General features: G+C 56.9%; 16 protein-coding genes. 8 read left to right on the top strand and 8 right to left on the bottom strand.

Annotation, left to right across the window (positions count from 1 at the left end):
- Positions 1 to 75: 75 nt before the first annotated feature.
- On the bottom strand, positions 76 to 1,098 hold the full coding sequence (locus B4B27_RS07510) for a histidine phosphatase family protein (RefSeq protein ID WP_173381075.1): 1,023 nt from the start codon (positions 1,096 to 1,098) through the stop codon (positions 76 to 78).
- Positions 1,099 to 1,156: 58 nt separating this feature from the next.
- Here B4B27_RS07510 and B4B27_RS07505 point away from each other — a divergent pair, with 58 nt between their 5' ends.
- Positions 1,157 to 2,062 carry a protein BatD gene (locus B4B27_RS07505; protein WP_290725230.1) on the top strand — a complete coding sequence of 302 codons (906 nt, stop codon included), beginning with the start codon at positions 1,157 to 1,159 and terminating at the stop codon, positions 2,060 to 2,062.
- Between the two features lie 3 nt (positions 2,063 to 2,065).
- On the opposite strand, the gene B4B27_RS07500 is transcribed toward B4B27_RS07505, so the two are convergent.
- The 3 genes from B4B27_RS07500 to B4B27_RS07490 form a co-directional block, all read right to left on the bottom strand.
- Complete coding sequence (locus B4B27_RS07500) at positions 2,066 to 3,535, bottom strand: amidophosphoribosyltransferase (protein ID WP_173365083.1); 1,470 nt, start codon at positions 3,533 to 3,535, stop codon at positions 2,066 to 2,068.
- 76 nt (positions 3,536 to 3,611) lie between these two features.
- Positions 3,612 to 3,851 carry a DUF1653 domain-containing protein gene (locus B4B27_RS07495; RefSeq protein ID WP_173365084.1) on the bottom strand — a complete coding sequence of 80 codons (240 nt, stop codon included), beginning with the start codon at positions 3,849 to 3,851 and terminating at the stop codon, positions 3,612 to 3,614.
- A 17-nt stretch (positions 3,852 to 3,868) separates the two neighbouring features.
- Positions 3,869 to 4,411, bottom strand: coding sequence for an NUDIX hydrolase (locus B4B27_RS07490; RefSeq protein ID WP_173365085.1), 543 nt, complete (start codon positions 4,409 to 4,411; stop codon positions 3,869 to 3,871).
- 65 nt (positions 4,412 to 4,476) lie between these two features.
- Between B4B27_RS07490 and B4B27_RS07485 the strand changes: the two genes are divergently transcribed.
- Entirely contained in the window at positions 4,477 to 5,568 is a 1,092-nt protein-coding gene (locus B4B27_RS07485; protein WP_290725223.1) for a serine hydrolase domain-containing protein, read from the top strand.
- A gap of 9 nt (positions 5,569 to 5,577) precedes the next feature.
- On the opposite strand, the gene B4B27_RS07480 is transcribed toward B4B27_RS07485, so the two are convergent.
- The 4 genes from B4B27_RS07480 to hpf all read right to left on the bottom strand — a co-directional run bounded on the left by B4B27_RS07480 (position 5,578) and on the right by hpf (position 8,433).
- Entirely contained in the window at positions 5,578 to 6,051 is a 474-nt protein-coding gene (locus B4B27_RS07480) for a TraR/DksA family transcriptional regulator (RefSeq protein WP_173365087.1), read from the bottom strand.
- A gap of 90 nt (positions 6,052 to 6,141) precedes the next feature.
- Positions 6,142 to 7,059 carry an MlaD family protein gene (locus tag B4B27_RS07475; RefSeq protein WP_290725221.1) on the bottom strand — a complete coding sequence of 306 codons (918 nt, stop codon included), beginning with the start codon at positions 7,057 to 7,059 and terminating at the stop codon, positions 6,142 to 6,144.
- A gap of 27 nt (positions 7,060 to 7,086) precedes the next feature.
- Positions 7,087 to 8,112, bottom strand: a complete 1,026-nt coding sequence (hprK, locus tag B4B27_RS07470) for an HPr(Ser) kinase/phosphatase (protein WP_173365089.1) — start codon at positions 8,110 to 8,112, stop codon at positions 7,087 to 7,089.
- Positions 8,113 to 8,115: 3 nt separating this feature from the next.
- Positions 8,116 to 8,433 carry a ribosome hibernation-promoting factor, HPF/YfiA family gene (gene hpf, locus B4B27_RS07465; protein WP_173365090.1) on the bottom strand — a complete coding sequence of 106 codons (318 nt, stop codon included), beginning with the start codon at positions 8,431 to 8,433 and terminating at the stop codon, positions 8,116 to 8,118.
- Between the two features lie 272 nt (positions 8,434 to 8,705).
- On the opposite strand from hpf, the gene B4B27_RS07460 reads away from it, so the two are divergent.
- The 6 genes from B4B27_RS07460 to B4B27_RS07435 are packed head-to-tail and all read left to right on the top strand — an operon-like array spanning position 8,706 to position 16,005.
- Positions 8,706 to 9,941, top strand: coding sequence for an SPFH domain-containing protein (locus tag B4B27_RS07460; RefSeq protein WP_173365091.1), 1,236 nt, complete (start codon positions 8,706 to 8,708; stop codon positions 9,939 to 9,941).
- A gap of 2 nt (positions 9,942 to 9,943) precedes the next feature.
- Positions 9,944 to 10,750, top strand: coding sequence for a hypothetical protein (locus tag B4B27_RS07455; RefSeq protein WP_173365092.1), 807 nt, complete (start codon positions 9,944 to 9,946; stop codon positions 10,748 to 10,750).
- Positions 10,751 to 10,770: 20 nt separating this feature from the next.
- Complete coding sequence (locus B4B27_RS07450) at positions 10,771 to 12,960, top strand: zinc-ribbon domain-containing protein (RefSeq protein WP_290725217.1); 2,190 nt, start codon at positions 10,771 to 10,773, stop codon at positions 12,958 to 12,960.
- A gap of 2 nt (positions 12,961 to 12,962) precedes the next feature.
- On the top strand, positions 12,963 to 13,922 hold the full coding sequence (locus B4B27_RS07445) for a hypothetical protein (protein WP_290725214.1): 960 nt from the start codon (positions 12,963 to 12,965) through the stop codon (positions 13,920 to 13,922).
- Positions 13,919 to 14,998 carry a hypothetical protein gene (locus B4B27_RS07440; RefSeq protein ID WP_290725212.1) on the top strand — a complete coding sequence of 360 codons (1,080 nt, stop codon included), beginning with the start codon at positions 13,919 to 13,921 and terminating at the stop codon, positions 14,996 to 14,998. Before B4B27_RS07445 ends, B4B27_RS07440 begins: the two co-directional genes overlap by 4 nt.
- Before the next feature lie 23 nt (positions 14,999 to 15,021).
- Positions 15,022 to 16,005 carry a hypothetical protein gene (locus B4B27_RS07435; protein ID WP_173365095.1) on the top strand — a complete coding sequence of 328 codons (984 nt, stop codon included), beginning with the start codon at positions 15,022 to 15,024 and terminating at the stop codon, positions 16,003 to 16,005.
- The last annotated feature ends 3 nt before the right edge of the window (positions 16,006 to 16,008 follow it).

Genomic DNA, 16,008 nt, shown 5'->3' with positions numbered 1-16,008 from the left:
AAACTTTAAAACCCCGACACCAGTCGGGGTTTTATGTTATGCGAAATGGGCTGGCCCGTTTTTCGGGCTTGCTTCCTAGTTCATCATGTTGCCGGAGACGGGGACGTATTTGCGTGTGCCGTCGGCCTTGACGATGATTGCGATGCCTTCGAGGTACTTGATCCAGCGGCAGTCCGTGCAGTCTTCGGTGGCCGTGGCGTGCTTGCGCAAGATGGTGAGCTTGCGGTTGGTGCAGTAGGCGACGAGAGGACCGAGGAACATGTCGTGGCTGATAAAGAAGTTGACGCGGTTCTCGGTAGACATCCTCGGGAGGATTGCCTGGGTGATAATCTGGACGCCCGTCTTTTCGAGGTCGTTGAAGGCTTCGGCGAAGTCGCCGTCGAATGCCCACTGCGAATACATGAACGCTTCGTCGATGTATCCCGCTTCGCTCATGAGCGCCTTGAATTTTTCCTGGTCCGCGACGAAGGTGCTTGCGACAAGTTCGGGGAGCACGATGGGTTCGGGGAATACCTGGCCGCGGCCTTCGGAAATGTACTGGGCCGTCGCGCGCGTGCGGATGAAGTCGGTGGAGCCGTAAGAGAATGCTTCTTCGCTGACGAGGTGGCTGCCGAGCGTCTTGGCCTGCTCGATGCCCTTTTCGGTCAGCTGTGATTCGACTCCGGTGCTCTTTTCGCGCTGGGCGTGGCGGATGACGAAAGCCACGCGGTCGGTGGGGTCGAGGCTCTTGTAGAGTGTGGGGAGCTCCACGAATTCGGTCGTTTCGGAATTGGCGGTATAGATGCGTTCCTGGGCGATTTCTTCTTCGGTGGGCTCGCGGAAGCGGGCGCTGCTGCTTTCGGGCACGACCTCCGTGGCGGAGCTGGATTCGACGACCGGGCCGGCCGAGGATTCGGGGGTAATGGTTTCGGAGCCTTCTGCGCTGGAAGATGTCGCCTCGGGCTGGCCTGCTGCCGATTCGGGAAGCGCGGCTGCCGAACTCACGACTGGATCGTCGCCGCCAGAGGGCGATGTCGGCTTGTCGTCGCTGCAGGCAAAGAATAGGGGGATGGACGCGGCGGCGATGCACGTCAGGATGCGCTTTTTGGAAATAGTCATATTTCGGGACTCCTATTTGAAAATAATATAATAAAATTTTTTTGTATATTCTCCCTGTATGGAAAATGATTCTTTGAATATGGCAGGTGCGCCTGCCGATGTTGCATTACAGGATAGCGCTGCGGTGGATTCTGCGGCGGTCGCTCCCGAGATGGCGATGCCGACGCCCGAGCAGCTGGGAATCTCTATAACGGCGGGACCCGAAGGCGGGATGCCCGCCATTACCGTGGGTGACACGTTCGGATTCCCGGTGACGGTCAGCTGGAGCGTGCAGGGAAGCGCCCTGCTGGTCGTGCCTGCGAGTTCCGCGAACGCGAAGGGCCTTACGCAGGTGGGGGTGTCGCAGGAATCGGCGCGTGCCGTGAAGGACGGCAAGGAAATCGCTTCGATAAAGTTTACCTACAAGATCGTGGCGCAGGATACGGGAAACCTGAATGTCCCCGCGATGCGTTTCGAGATCCCGACGCAGGTGGGGCGGCCGCTCGACCTGCGGAGCGAAAGTGTCGCCATCCGCGTGGACGAGCCTTTCAATCCGCTGCCTGTTGCCGTTGGCGCCCTGGTTGCCGTGTGCGTGCTCCTTGCGGGCTTTTGGCGGATGCGGCGCCGTAACAAGGCGCGGGAGGCTCTCGCGGCCAGGAATGCGGCTCAGGATGCCCTGCGCGAGCGGATGCTGGTGCTCAAGCAGCGCGTGAACACCGCCGACAGCCGCGAATGGCTCCTGGAACTGGAAAATGTTTGCAAGGGCTATGTCGCACAGCGTCTGGGAATGGATGGCGCCGACGAATCCGCGGCTGCGTCCGTTAATTTGGATGCAATGGTGAAGGACGGCAAGCTTGAAGGGTGGGAATCCCTTGTCAACGAGTTCGCGCATGCGCGCTATGGTGGCGGCAAGCGCGACGATTTCGAGAATCGCGAAACCTGGAAGGCCGCGATGAAGCTTATGGGTATCGAAGAAGAGGAGTAGTCCTTACTTCTCTTCTTCTTCTTGGCATTGGTGGCAGGGACAGTGGTAGCAGTCGCCGGTTTCGGCGTAGTCCTTGCCGCTCCAGCAGTAGGTGCAGAGCTGGTCTTCGGGGAGCCCGATGGCGTGAATCACGTCGTCGATGCGCTGGAACGCAAGCGTCGTGAGGTTCAGCTTTTTGCGGATGTATTCGACCATGCCCTTGTAGGCGTCGCCATCCGGATCGGTGTACTTCTCGATGTCGGCGTTCTCGCCTTCCTGGTCGCGGATGTAACGGCGTGTGATGAGGTCGTATTCGTTCTTGGAACGCGAGAAGTTGATGAACTTGCAGGGGTAAACGAGCGGCGGGCATGCGATACGCATGTGCGTCTCTTTACAGCCAAGTGAATAAAGCTTCAGGGCCTGCTTTCCGAGCTGGGTGCCGCGCACGATGGAGTCGTCGCAGAACACGAGACGGCGGTCCTTGATGAGTCCCGGGATGGGAATGAGCTTCATGGAAGCGACGCGTTCGCGCTGCTTCTGGTCTTGCGGCATGAAGGAGCGGGCCCAGGTGGGCGTGTACTTCACGAAGGGGCGCGCGAACTTGATGCCGGCCTCGTGCGCGTAACCGAGGGCGTGCGACGTGCCGGAATCCGGGATGCCGCAGGCGGCATCGGCATCGGTGGGGGTGCGCTTCGCGAGCGCGGAACCGCAGCGGTAGCGCGTCATTTCCACGTTGCGGCCTTCGTAGCTCGAGGCGGGGTAGCCGTAGTAGACCCAGAGGAACGAGCAGATGGCCATCTTCTTGCCGGGTTCGACGAGAGTCGTGTCGCCATCGGGCGTGATTTCTGCGATTTCGCCCGGGCCGAGGTCGCGCACGTAGTCGTAGCCGAGGTTGTGGAGGGCGCAGCTTTCTTGCACGGCGATCATCGAGCCTTCTTTTTTGCCGAGGATAATCGAGGTGCGGCCCCAGCGGTCGCGGCTCGCGTAGAATCTGCCGTTGCTGTCCATCAGGAGCACGGAACAGCTTCCCTTCACCTTCTCGTGGACGTACTTGAGGCCGTCGACAATCGAGTCGCGGGTCGCGATGAGCGCGGATACGACTTCGGTCGGGCCGACCATGCCGCTCGTGGTGGAATACTGGAGCTGCATGCAGTTGTTGCGGAACAGTTCGTCCTTCAGTTCCTCGATGTTGGTGAGGAGGCCGACGGTGACAATCGCGAACGTCCCGAGTTTGGAGGTCATGACGAGCGGCTGCGGGTCGGTGTCGGAAATGACTCCGATTCCCACCTTGCCGGAGAATGCGGCGAGGTCATGTTCGAACTTGCTGCGGAACGGAGTGTTCTGGATGTTGTGGATGGAGCGGTGGAACTTGCCGCTGCCGTTCAGAACCGCCATGCCGCCGCGGTGTGTACCTAGATGTGAATGGTAGTCTGTCCCGAAAAAGAGGTCGCTGACACAATCTTCCTTGGAAACAACACCACAAAAGCCGCCCATAGAGACTCCTTGTCAAAAAGGGAATTTTTGTTTGCCACAAAGGTAGAAATTTTAGGCGGCGGATGCATCCGCAGTTTTAGATTTCGGTAAAGCGGTCGACGGTAGAACCGTCGGGGAGCGTCACCCTGCTTTCGAAATCCTTGCGGTCGCGCACCCAGAGCGTCCCCTTCGGGTGGTCGGGTGTCTCGTACTCGCTCCGGTAGACGACGAGGGGCTTCACGCTTTCGCAGTCGAGTGCATCGGCCGTGACCACGGTATAGACCATGGTCTCTTTCTTGTAGTGGCGGTAACGGTGCCCTGCAATCGCTTTCGACATGGTTCCCCCTGCGTAGGCTAGCGGCCCGCGTTCTCCATCAGCCACTGGAAGTCCTTCGGGTGGTCGACGAACTTTTCGGGGTGGAGCTTGTGCTTTGCGAAAAATTCTTCACGCGTCATCCACCTGAAGGCGTCGACTTCGCCGGGCTGTGGGACGAGCGAGTTCGCCTCCTGGTCGCTGAGTGTTACCTTGTACACATCGTAGTATTCGTTGTCGAGGTAGCTGCCGCCGTTGAGCACACTTTCGTGTGTCGCCTCGAATAGGTATTCGAGGTCGCGCGGACTTTTCGCGAGTCCCAGTTCCTCGCGCAGTTCGCGCACGGCGGCGTTGATGCTTGAATCCCCGGCCGAGATGTGGCCTGCGCAACTCGTGTCATAGAGTCCGGGATTGTTTTCCTTTACGCGGGCCCGCAGCTGGAACAGGATTTCTCCCTTGCCGTTGAACGCCCATATGTGTACCGTGCGGTGCCACAGGCCTTCCGCATGTACGCGCGTGCGCCCGCAGGAATAGCCCGCGGGGGTGCCGTCCGGATTCAGGATGTCGATTTGCTCTTCTGCCATGGGAAATAAGATAATACAAAAGAGGGGAAACGTCAACTTTGCTATAATTCGGGCAGGAGTTTCCCATGGTATTCAACGAAAGCAACATCTTGCGGCTCTTGGAACAGGCGGAAGAAACCGGTGTATTCCACAAGGCGGTCGCGGGGTTTCTTCTGCCCGACGGCACCACGCGTACGGTTGCACTCGATACGCCCGCAGATACGGTTTTCGACATTGCAAGCCTCACGAAAGTATGCCCCACCTCTACGCTCGCCCTCTCGTATATTCTCGAAGGGAAACTCGCCCTTGACGACCGCGTTGCAGACTATATACCGGAAATGCGGACAAACTACCGCGATGACATCCGCGTGTTCCACCTGCTCACGCACAGCCTCGATTACCGCGTGCCGATGAAGACGCTTCGCGAACTCCCGCCCGAAGGGATTCTCGACGCCCTGTTTACCTACCAGTTCTCAAAGGCGCCCGGTGCCGATTTCAACTACGGGAATCCGGCAAGCGTGCTCCTTGGGCTCATTCTGCAGCGCATCGCGGGGAAGGACCTGCAGCAGCAGGGCTACGAGCGGTTCTTCGGGCCGCTCGGCATGTCGCGAAGCGGCTACGACCCGCTGACGCGCGACACGAACCCGGTTCCGCGCGAAGAGATTGCCCCGACGGAAATCTGCGAATTCCGCGGGCGCGAGATTTGTGGCGAAATCCATGACGAGAGCGCCTGGGTTCTGCGCAAGCTGTTCCCGGTCGGAAGCGCCGGCATGTTCAGCTGTGTGCCCGACCTCCTGAAGTTCGTGAAGATGGTGATGGACGACGGTGTAGCCTGTGGCCCCGACGGATGCGAAATCCGCGTCGCGCCTGCGGGTATTCTCAAGATGGTGAGCGAAAATGCGTTCCTGTTGCCGGAAGCCCGTGCGTTTTCGAGTGCAGCGGACGCCTGCACAGCCCTCGGCTGGGAACTTGCCCAGGGCAAGTTCATGGGTTCGCGCGTGAGCCCGCATGCCTTCGGCAAGACCGGTTTCACCGGTGCGAGCATCGTCGCGGACCCATGCGCAGGCGCCGCGGTCGTGCTCCTCTCCGACTTCACCTACCCGCACCGAGAAAAAAACGCGGACCGCATCCATGCGTTCCGCGCTAAACTTGCCGATACCTTCTTCGGCGCGCTGTAGGGCGAGAGGCTAGCGGCCCATCGCCTTCTTCTGGAGTTCCTTCCTCTGGGCTTCGGCGAAGAGTCTCGCCATTTCCATGCGGTTGTTCTCCTGTTCCTTCTTCTTGGTCTCTTCCTTGCAGTTTACGCACTTGGTGGCCGTGGGGACTGCCATGAGGCGCGCCTTCGGGATGAGCTGCTTGCAGACCTTGCAGATGCCGAAGGTGCCGTTGTGGATGCGCTTGAGGGCCTCTTCAAGATACACGAGGTACTTGCCTTCGCGCGCGGCGAGCGAGAAGGTCGTCTCGAGCGTGTTGTAGTCGGTGGCCGAATCGGCGCTGTCGGAGTCGCCGCCGTCACCGGACTGGTTCTTCTGGCCCTGGAAGGCGTTCGCCTTTTCCGACTCGCTCTGGGCGGTTACCAGCTGACGGCGCTTCTCTATGAGCATCTCCTCGAAAAACTTGAGATCGGCATCGCTCATCTTTGCAGGTTTCTTTTCGGTCATGGTTAACTCCTTGTTAGAGTCGGTGAAACTTGATGGTTGTCTTTTATACGGGCTAAACTATCTTTTTTTTTACAAAAAGGACAAGAAAAATTAAAAAATATCCACATTTAGCTTGAGACCGCGCTTTTTTATATCGGAAATAAGCCTGTCGATGTCCAGGGCGAGCTTTTCGGTCTCCTTGGCGAGCTTCCCGTCGCTCTTGAGCGCGAGCCCTACGGTGTTGTCCTCGGCGTCGATCCGGGCGGCGAGGGCGTCCGCGTCCGCCTTGAGCTCCTTCACCTGCGAAAGCAGGCCGTCCACGCGGTCCAGGAGAGCTGACGCCGCGTCCACGGTAATGGACCCGCGCTTTGCCTCGGCGTCGATAGCCTCACGCGTCTTCGCGAGTGTCTCCTCGGCCTTGGAAACCACGCCGAGCACCTGGTCGCGCGTGTCGTTCACCAGGTCCTTGGAGGCCTTCACGATGCGCCCGCCCTTCTTGACGATGCGGTCGATCCGCTTGCCCGAGGTGCCCACGGTGAGCGAATCCTTGAGGGCTAGGACCATGTCCTTCATCTGGTTGACGTCGTCGATGGCGTCGAGCAGCACCTTGCCGACCCCGGCAATGCCGTCGTCGTAATTGCCGAACACGGTGTCGCCCTCGACAATCCAGTCGCTGTCGTCCGCGGTGAGGATGCTCATCTCGCGTTCGCCCATGAGCCCCGCGTTCACGAGCCTGAATTCCGAGTGCCTCGAAATTTTAGCGTCCGCAAAGACTTCTACCTTCACGAACACGGCGTCGTCCGTGAGTTCCACCTTCAGGATCTGGCCCTTCTCGATTCCCCTCACGCGTACGAGGTTGCCCGGCGAGAGCGTTCCGATGGACTGGTAGCTCACCACGAAGCTGTAGCGCGCGTGGTAGGGGCTCGCCGGGTGGAAGAAGTAGAACGCCGCCGCGCACCCGACCACCAATATCATGAATACGATAAAGGGGAACAGGTTGCTCTTGATTGTGTTTCGGAACTGGTTCATCGGCAGAAAGATAGATATTTGATTCGCCTATTCGTAGAGCGACCACTGGTCTATGTCCATTTCGAACGCGGGTTCGCCGCACTTGCCCTTCGCCTTGATCCTCTGCATCAGGTTTTCGTTGAAATCCTTCGCGACGTTCTGCCCGTTCATCTTCATGAGCGTGTTCATTGCGATAACTTCGGAAATCACGGTCAGGTTCTTGCCGGGCGCCACGGGCAGCACCACCTTGGGAATTTTGACTCCCATGATGGATTCGTCGAACTCGTTGAGGCCCGTGCGCTCGTAGCGCGCGTCGCGCTGCCAGGGCTGGAGCTCAACGATGACTTCGATCTTTTTCACCTTGCGGATGGCGTGGATGCCGAACATGGAACGGATGTCGAGGAGGCCGACTCCGCGGATTTCCATGTGGTGCCGGACGATGGGGTCGGGGCGGCCGATAATGGCGTTGCCGACGTGGCTGATGTGGACAACGTCGTCTGCAACCATGCGGTGGCCGCTTTCGACGAGGTCGAGCACGCATTCGGACTTGCCGACGTTGCTGTCGCCCACGAAGAGCATGCCGATGCCGTAGACGTCGACGAGGCTTCCGTGGATGACGGCATGCGGTGCGAAATATTCTTCGAGGATGCGCTGGGCGCCCTTGTTGAACTCGTAGGTGTGGAGGGTGGTCGAGAACAGCGGGATGTGGAGCTTGTGGCACATGTCGCGGAGTTCGTCGTGCGGTTTCTGCGCATGCGTCACCACCCACATCGGGGCCCTGAATACGGAAAGGGAGTCGAACACCTTCTTGCGGCCCTCGGGGCCGAGGCTTTCGAGGTAGTTCCATTCCGTGTGGCCTACGACTTGAATTTGTTCGGAACTGTAGACCTTGGTGTAGCCCGCCATGGCAAGCCCCGGACGGTGGATGCCGCTTTCCGCGATGCTTGTATCGAGGTCCTCGTCGGGAGAATATTGCGCGAGCTGGAGGTCCTTGCCGTAATTATCAAAAAAGCCCCGCACCGGGAGTTTTTCCCGGTGCAGGATGTTGAGATCTTTGAATCTGGATTCGGGCACGGCTTATGCGAGGTCGGAAACGGGCTGTGCGCGGTGATCGTTCTGCTTGTCGTTGGCCTTCTTGAGCTGCACCTTGACGCGTTCGAGGGCGACGTCGACGGCCTTGCCCATGTTTTCCTCGTCTGCCGAGGCGACCACGACGTTACCCGTAATCTTCACGGAGATTTCGCAGTGACGCTGGTGTTCCACTTCGTGGTCGAGGATGACGGAGGCTCCCGTGATGTTCGGGTAGAACTTGGCCAGTTTGTCCATTTCTTCCTGAATTCGGTCCTGGAGACCGGCAGATGCATTAAAGTGGCGAGCAGAAAACTGAATATCCATATGAATACCTCCGTATAAGTAGTGTTACGTTGTATTTTACTGTTGCAGGGCCTTTTTTTGCCTCGCATTTAGAGTATATACATCTTTTTTGGGCAAAAAAACAAGTGAAAATTCATTTTTTCGCAAAAAAAATCGTCCTAGTTGGAATAAGGCGTTACGGGGAGAGAAGAGTGGGCGAACGCTTGATTGTAAAATTTTATAAACATTAAAATTACGATTAGATATTTTGTTACTTTAAGTATACATTTTCCCTACGAAGAAGAGGAATAAACATGGCCATTATCGATTCTATATCCTGGCAGCCGCCTGACAACAACGCGCTTGCCTATAGGTATCCTGAAGAAAATCTCAGCACATTCACGCAACTTATCGTCAACGAGTCCCAGGAAGCAGTTCTGTTTTCGAAGGGACAGATACTAGGCAAGTTTGGCCCTGGCAAGCACACGCTCAGTACCGAGAACCTGCCGCTCCTGAGGAATTTGTTCGGAATACCGTTCGGTGGTAAGAATCCGTTCCAGTCGGTGGTCGTGTTCGTGAACAAGAGCATCCCCCCGACAATCCCCTGGATTACGAAGAAGTTCAACATATACGATCCCGGCTACAACGCCCGTATCCCGGTCATTTCGCAGGGCCGCTTTGGAATCGAGGTTACTAACGCCGAGTGCTTCCTCACCGAGGTCGTCAAGACGGCAAAGTCGTTCAGCGTTGTCGACCTGAGCAATGTCATGTGGGCCGAACTCACGATGAAGCTCAACAGTTTCGTAAGCAAGTACATGCAGACGAACCGCCTGAGCATCATGAACATTTCTGCCTATCTGGAAGACATCTCCAACTTTATGAAGGAGCCTGCAGCCGAGTTCCTCGAAAGGTTCGGCATCTCGCTCAGGTCCTTCAACATCGATTCCATCGATGTGGACGAAACGACGGAAGACGGGCGCAAGGTGATGGAAGCGATGACGGCGCGTACAACGCAGAATATCGCTGGCTACAGCTGGGCTCAGCAGCAGGCGTTCGACACCGCGAATAACGCTATCAACAATGGCGGCGAGATGGGAATGCTCGGCATGGCATTGATGATGGGTGGCGGCATGGGCGGTGGAATGGGAGCCGGCATGATGCAGGGTGCCCCCGTGATGAACCCGGTAAACGACCCGACCCAGCTGATGGCTGCCAATCAGGGCATGGCGCCGGGTGGCGCTGGCATGATGCCCGGTGCGACTGGCGGCATGGCGGCCGTTCCCCGCGAAGTGTTCTGTTCCGCATGTGCGAAGAAATTCCCTTCGACATCGAAGTTCTGCCCCTTCTGCGGCAACCAGTACAGGCCGTGCCCGAAGTGCGGAAGCGACAACAGCCCGAAGGCCCGTCGCTGCGTCAGCTGCGGCACTCCGCTTGCCTCGGCAGATCCGATGGTAGCAGGAGGCATGGGTGGCAACCAGTGCTCCCGCTGCGGACAGGCCGTTTCCCCGACCCTTAAATTCTGCCCCAACTGCGGCAACAAACTGAGGTAAACATGCTGAACTTTTTTAGAGCATTTATTTTCGCTTTCGGGCTTGGAGTGATTATACTGGCCCTGTTCCTCGTCCATGGCGATGGCGAGTGTTCTAGGGAGTTCATATTCACATGCATTTCCATCATTGTGATGTATGTCATGGTGATGGCTCCGTTCACGTTCTTCAGCATCCTGCCGAAGACGGAGAACGTGGAAAAGGCGATTGCCGCCTATACCGCGTCGTGGTTTGCGATAACCGCTTACTGCGCCTCCTCGATTGCGCTTCTGATCTTTGTCATCTCGCGCAATATAGTCATTGGCTGGTTCATGGGGCTGCCAAAGGACTGGATCGAGAAGGTGGTGGGCGAGAACAGCGAAATCATGCAGCAGGCGGCTCACTACAGCGACCTGATTTTCTACGCGGTGGTCGTCATTCAGCTCATCCTATTCTTTGCCTTCATGGTGAAGATGTTCTTCGGCTGCCTGGTCGCGCACCAGATTGGCTCCGTCAAGCAGCGCGAGACGCAGGAGTTTTCGCGGATTGCGCAGCTCCGTTCGCAGTCGCAGCTGCTGGAAGTCGAATGCGCGGCCAATGCGTCTATTCCGGCCGAGCAGAAGAACGCTATCGCAAAAATCAAAAATGACCTGCGCTACCTTTCGCCTGCGAACAGCGCCGAGGCTTTCGATTACGAGGCCCAGATGGTAGAATCCCTTTCTGCACTGCGCTCCCTTTGCAAGCAGGGCGGGGCGTCTGCCGATGAGATCCAGAATGCTATCAACGCGTTTGCTGGCCTGCTCCAGGCGAGAAAACTTATCTACAAGAACTAGAGTTAAACAAGGATTAGAACATGACCGGAAAAATATTCGCGGAATCCGAAAACATCTACCAGGACCAGGCCAAAATCCTGTTCAACTACTATAAGACCGCTGCCGAAAAAATCGTCACGGAAGAAATGGGACTTGAATCGAAAATCGACGAGACCCGGAACGAGATAAACCGGATCAAGGACAGCAAGACTCCGAGCATCGTGGGCCTCGTCATCTTTATCCTGGTGGCCATCGGCGGTATTATCCTTGCCGCGACGACCTCCGTGGGCGGGGGCGTCTTCCTCATGATCCTGGGTGTCGTCTTCATCATCGTGTTCGCGGTCAAGCTGTCGGGTCTCGGGAAGAAGGTCGAGGCTGCGGAACAGAAGATTCTCGCCTATGAACAGGCGAAGGCCGATATCCGTCGCGACTACAAGGTCTCGAAGATTGGCGTGGCCTATGTCCCGGTCGAGATGAACGTGCCGTTTGGAAACGGACATATCTCCGTGGACCTTACCGAAGGGACGGAACAGACGAAGTTCAGCCTTTCCACGATTCGCAAGCCGGAAGAATGGAACGAGACTCTCAATTCCGTGGCCGAGGAAATCAAGAAGATTCCGGTCGTGGAAGGTTCCGACGAAACGGAACAGATCGATACGGCCGACTATTCGACCTCGATGCAGAACGTGACGATGCACGACTACATGAGCTCCATCGACAGGCAGGTGAGAAATATCCGCTACCTGCTCGGTGACAGCGAAAGGAAGTCGGTGTCGCTTCCGCTCGTGAAGCCCAATTCCAAGGAAGACAACTTCCTCAAGAATTTCGCGACAAGCGAGGCTCCGGCCGGACATCCGGTCGTCAACGTGTTCGACGAGAAGAAGTTCGATACGTCGCTCAAGGTGTTCAATGATATCAATATCATGAAGAAGAACATGGAACAGAGCGATGCCTCCAGCGGCGCAAGCCATGTCGATTACTACAAGGCCCTGATGAAGACCCTGGGCGAATCCATCCAGGTGATTTCGGCCAGCAAGGCGAGCAGCTGCGACAAGCTGATCGATTACTGCAACGGCATCTTCGCAAACGTATTGAAGGCCGCCTACAACCAGTATTCTCCCGTCCTGGAAGCCGAAGAAATCGAGCGCATCCGGAACGTGGCCTTCGATTTCAAGGAAGATTCGACTTCCTACAAGCCGTTCAACCTGCAGGCTTCTTCGCGCGTGAAGTATGACCTGTTCCAGTCCGTCTGGCTTGCCGAGGACGGCTCGAGAACCAGCATGCCGTTCTCCATGAACCAGATTCAGGAAGAAGTGTTCGCGCCGCTTATTGAGAACCTGATGGAAGAGAACCGCAAGGACCGTCTCGACGTGTACAACGATATCGAGAACCAGAAGACGGATTACCTGATGCAGTGGCATCGTGACGCGGACGACTTCAACGCAAGAAACCGTGCCGCCGCCCAGGACCTTATCCGCGACTTCATGAGCGCGAACTCGGAATTCATGACGGCGCTGAATACGTACAAGGCGCTGCAGCAGTCGCTCGACGATATGAAGCAGAGCGGTTCGCTTGCCGCAGGCGAGGTGCAGGTCAAGGACAAGAAGGCGGAAGCGCTCGCTGCCATGGAAGTGCAGGCTGCGGCGTGCAGGCGCCAGCAGGAGGAATTCTCCGAATACATGGACCGCGTGGCCGAGGATATCCAGCAGAAGTCGGAACGCTTCAAGTATGTGGAATACTTCGAGGCGACGCTGCGCGATGCCGAGGCGAAGGATATCGCCGTGTCTTCCGACAGCGTCCAGGAACTCGATGACCGCCGCAGGTCGCTGCTGGCCATCAACGCCTATACGGCTGCGAACGCGGAACTGCCGCCCGAGCCGCAGGTGTCCGAGGACATGATGGAAGACTTCTCCTTGAACCTCATCAAGGAAGTGGACTCGATTCTCGAAAAGTACGAGAATATGGGTGTCGAAGAGAAGGAAGTGCAACCGTTGCCCGCCGAAGAGGATGCTCCCATCGCAGAGGATGTGGCTGCCGCAGATACCGCTGTAAATACCGCCGCTTCCGCTGCGGAGGAAAATGTGGAAGCCGCTGCGGAGGAAGAATCCGGGGATGCTTCCAGTGCGGAAGCGGGCGCATTCGTGTTCTGCACGGAATGCGGGGCCAAGATCCCGGCCGGTTCCAAGTTCTGCGAAGAGTGCGGAGCGCAGATAGATAACGAGGAGGCTTGATTATGGGTCTGTTTTCGTCATTCGGAGCCGACCATACCGAAGCCATCACCATCGACGTGCGGCCTCTCGCGCGGAAGGTGGACGAGGTAACCTCTTCCGTCGACAGGACGACGGGAGCCGTGGTTGCAATGGAAGCTGCGGTTATCGCCCAGGAAAAGAGGTCGGCAAAGCAGATTTGCGAGAACGTGAACTACGGATTCTATTCCCTGATTGCGTCGCAGATTAGCCAGAAGCTCGCCGTTCACGAGAATGCGGCGAATTCCAAGCTCGCGTTGATGCAGAGCATCTCGAAGAAGATTCACGAGATTCTCCTCACGGCGCAGGTGGACTACCAGCGTATCAGCCGCCGCTATATCGAAACGTTCAGGACGCTCGACAAGAATCTGAAAAACCGCATCACGGAACTCAACAAGCCCGCGGTCAACCTTTCCGAAAAGAAGAAGAGCCTGATTTTCAAGTCCACCACGAAGAACGTGGCATCGGCCATCTGCTACGCGAAGGAATCGCTGCCGGCTTCACAGATGTTCATCAACGCGGAACTGAAGAAGCATGCGAACATGGCGCTGGACAGCCTTTCCGGAACCATGGAAGAGGAGAAGGATTACGAGAGCAAGATGAAGCCCATCATGTGCGATGGGGCCCTGGAGACTCCGGCCATGGAATACGTTCCTGTAGTGGTTTCGGAAGCAGAAAGCCTTCACCAGCAGGATTCCAACGTATGGAACGTGACCCTGCCGGAAGACGGCCGGTTGAAAGAACGCGGCACGATTACGACTACCTGCCTCGAGAGCGCGAGGAACGCATCGTGGGACAACTCTTCCGAGGAGAAGAGGAACGCCCTGTTTGAGGCGATGACGGCGCTTCCTGAATTTGCATCGCTGAACCCGCGCATCGCGGAGGAAGTGAAGAAGATGTTCGCCGCGAGCGACCTGCAATCATGGGTTACCGGAGGTAACACATGAGTTACAAGGCCGGTAGCAAGTCTTTTAGCGTCCAGGTGCCTACGCACACCGAGTATATCACCGAATACCTCGGTGGTGGCGGACAGAACAGTCCCGTGCGTACCCGGCATAGGGCCGTCGAAGTCGCGGACAAGGACTACCTGGACGTGAATGTCGACTTGTATGTGGACGATGCCCCCTTCAATGAATCGGCCAGGGATTGCCGCAATTCGGTGACGGAACTGACGGGCTCCGTGGCTGCCATGAATGCGGCCCAGGTTGCAACCATCAAGAAGTCTGGCGAAAAGATTTCGCAGACGATTGTCAGCGGCTTCTACAACATGGTGAAATCCGAGATTTCGCAGCAGCTCGCCGAGATGTACAGCAAGTTCGAGGCCCTGCTCGCGCGGATCAATTCGATATCGAAGCTGGTCGCTGTCCAGAAGGAGACCATGGAGAGGGACTATTCCCGCATCAGCAGGCAGTATCTGGAACTGTTCGACGGCCTGGACGAAGCGCTGAACCGTCGCATCCGTAGCCTCGATGCGCCTGCATTTGAAGCCAATGCGGCAGGGAAGAACGCCCTTGCGCAGCGGTTCATCAAGTCGGGTGTTGCAGGAACCCTTATCTCTGCGGAAGAGAATCCGGCCTACCAGATTCAGCTGGAAATTTCTTCGCTGCGCCGCCGCATCCAGGAGGCCATCGCCGGTATCTCGACCATACTCGACCAGGAAAGGGAATACGAGAATTACATGCAGGCGATTGTCCATGGAGAACCGACGGAGCAAAAGAACTTTACCTATGTTCCGGTCATGGGTGTGACGGCTGACAGGTTCGATACCCAGGAAACCTATACCGAAGCCAAGATTCCATCGGATATTCCGTTCAACCTGCGACAGATAATGTCGAAGAGGGTTCTCGAGGAAATTGACAAGGAAGAAATGCCGCTGTCAAGCGAGGAAAAGGAAAAGATGGATTTCTACTTCCAGTCGGAAACCGAGAAATGGATGGACGGCACGGAAGAGGCGAACAGGAACAAGAACAATAGGGTTGCCGAGATGATCAATCGCCTGTGGAAGCAGGACGGGGCAAACTGAAATTTTAAAATCGGAGAATCAAAATGAGTGACATGACAGACATCCGCATCGGTAGCAACGACGTTATCCTCAAGGACAACCGTGTCAAATCTTCCATTATCCCTACCGGCACCAAGGAACTGAAGCGAAACGTGACGGTCCAAGGAAACGTGGAAATCGACGGCGCCGTCTATGCCGACAAGCTGCAGGTGGAAAGCGGCCCGACGCGCTTTGCGAAGTCGGTATTCGCGGAAAGCGAAATCTACGTGCTCGCCACCAGCAAGAACACGGTGCTGTTCACGAAGGCGGTCGGAAGTTCCGACCGTATCTCGGCCCTCGTCAATTCGGGTCGCGTCGTTTTCGGCTCGGATGTGAACGCTCCCAAGGTGTCGCTGAAGAACTGCTTTGTCGCCGGTAGCATTTTCGCCGAGACGGTGACGCTCGAGAACTCGGTCGTGCTCGGTGGCGTCTTTGCCTCGAAGAACCTGACTATCAAGAATTCCATCGTCGGGCTCTTCAATTCGTCGCACGTGAAGGCGGAAGGCATCAACTACATGCTGTACCCGACATCGTTCTCGGTGGAACCCATCGAACAGATTCCGGGCACCATCTTCAACAACATCTCCCTGGCCGATCTCGGTTCCCTCTTCAAGGGAGAGGCTTCCAAGCCGAACACGGGTCGCATCGAGATGAACCTCCAGGAAGACGCCCAGTACATGAACCTGTCGGACAAGGACGGCAACCAGTACGTGGTCAACAGCTACTCCGTGGCGGCCCGTATTATTGTCGCCGACCTCGTGAACTTCGAGAAGATGGAAAATCATTTCCTGATTACCGCGGCGAGCCTCGGCCCCCAGCTGCTGAAGTCGTATTCCCTCATCAAGGAAGACGGAAGCGCTTCCGACCCGCTGAACCTCGCGCATATCGTACCGTTCTTCTTCAACATCCTGAGCGGCAAGATCGATATCCCTGTCCTTGACGCACATGTTTCCTTTGAAGAACTCAAGTCGAAAATCATGAAGGAGTAGAGT

This window comes from Fibrobacter sp. UBA2449, assembly GCF_002342555.1.
Lineage (GTDB): Bacteria > Fibrobacterota > Fibrobacteria > Fibrobacterales > Fibrobacteraceae > Fibrobacter.
This window is presented reverse-complemented; position numbering and strand designations above follow the sequence as displayed.

What these genes read in the sequence shown, in the direction of transcription:
- B4B27_RS07450 (WP_290725217.1), top strand. Translation starts at nt 10,771, where the DNA reads ATGACCGGAAAAATATTCGCGGAATCCGAAAACATCTACCAGGACCAG.
- B4B27_RS07500 (WP_173365083.1), bottom strand. Translation starts at nt 3,535, where the DNA reads ATGGGCGGCTTTTGTGGTGTTGTTTCCAAGGAAGATTGTGTCAGCGAC.
- B4B27_RS07485 (WP_290725223.1), top strand. Translation starts at nt 4,477, where the DNA reads ATGGTATTCAACGAAAGCAACATCTTGCGGCTCTTGGAACAGGCGGAA.
- B4B27_RS07440 (WP_290725212.1), top strand. Translation starts at nt 13,919, where the DNA reads ATGAGTTACAAGGCCGGTAGCAAGTCTTTTAGCGTCCAGGTGCCTACG.
- B4B27_RS07505 (WP_290725230.1), top strand. Translation starts at nt 1,157, where the DNA reads ATGGAAAATGATTCTTTGAATATGGCAGGTGCGCCTGCCGATGTTGCA.
- hpf (WP_173365090.1), bottom strand. Translation starts at nt 8,433, where the DNA reads ATGGATATTCAGTTTTCTGCTCGCCACTTTAATGCATCTGCCGGTCTC.
- B4B27_RS07475 (WP_290725221.1), bottom strand. Translation starts at nt 7,059, where the DNA reads ATGAACCAGTTCCGAAACACAATCAAGAGCAACCTGTTCCCCTTTATC.
- B4B27_RS07510 (WP_173381075.1), bottom strand. Translation starts at nt 1,098, where the DNA reads ATGACTATTTCCAAAAAGCGCATCCTGACGTGCATCGCCGCCGCGTCC.
- B4B27_RS07480 (WP_173365087.1), bottom strand. Translation starts at nt 6,051, where the DNA reads ATGACCGAAAAGAAACCTGCAAAGATGAGCGATGCCGATCTCAAGTTT.
- B4B27_RS07435 (WP_173365095.1), top strand. Translation starts at nt 15,022, where the DNA reads ATGAGTGACATGACAGACATCCGCATCGGTAGCAACGACGTTATCCTC.
- B4B27_RS07495 (WP_173365084.1), bottom strand. Translation starts at nt 3,851, where the DNA reads ATGTCGAAAGCGATTGCAGGGCACCGTTACCGCCACTACAAGAAAGAG.
- B4B27_RS07455 (WP_173365092.1), top strand. Translation starts at nt 9,944, where the DNA reads ATGCTGAACTTTTTTAGAGCATTTATTTTCGCTTTCGGGCTTGGAGTG.
- B4B27_RS07460 (WP_173365091.1), top strand. Translation starts at nt 8,706, where the DNA reads ATGGCCATTATCGATTCTATATCCTGGCAGCCGCCTGACAACAACGCG.
- B4B27_RS07490 (WP_173365085.1), bottom strand. Translation starts at nt 4,411, where the DNA reads ATGGCAGAAGAGCAAATCGACATCCTGAATCCGGACGGCACCCCCGCG.
- B4B27_RS07445 (WP_290725214.1), top strand. Translation starts at nt 12,963, where the DNA reads ATGGGTCTGTTTTCGTCATTCGGAGCCGACCATACCGAAGCCATCACC.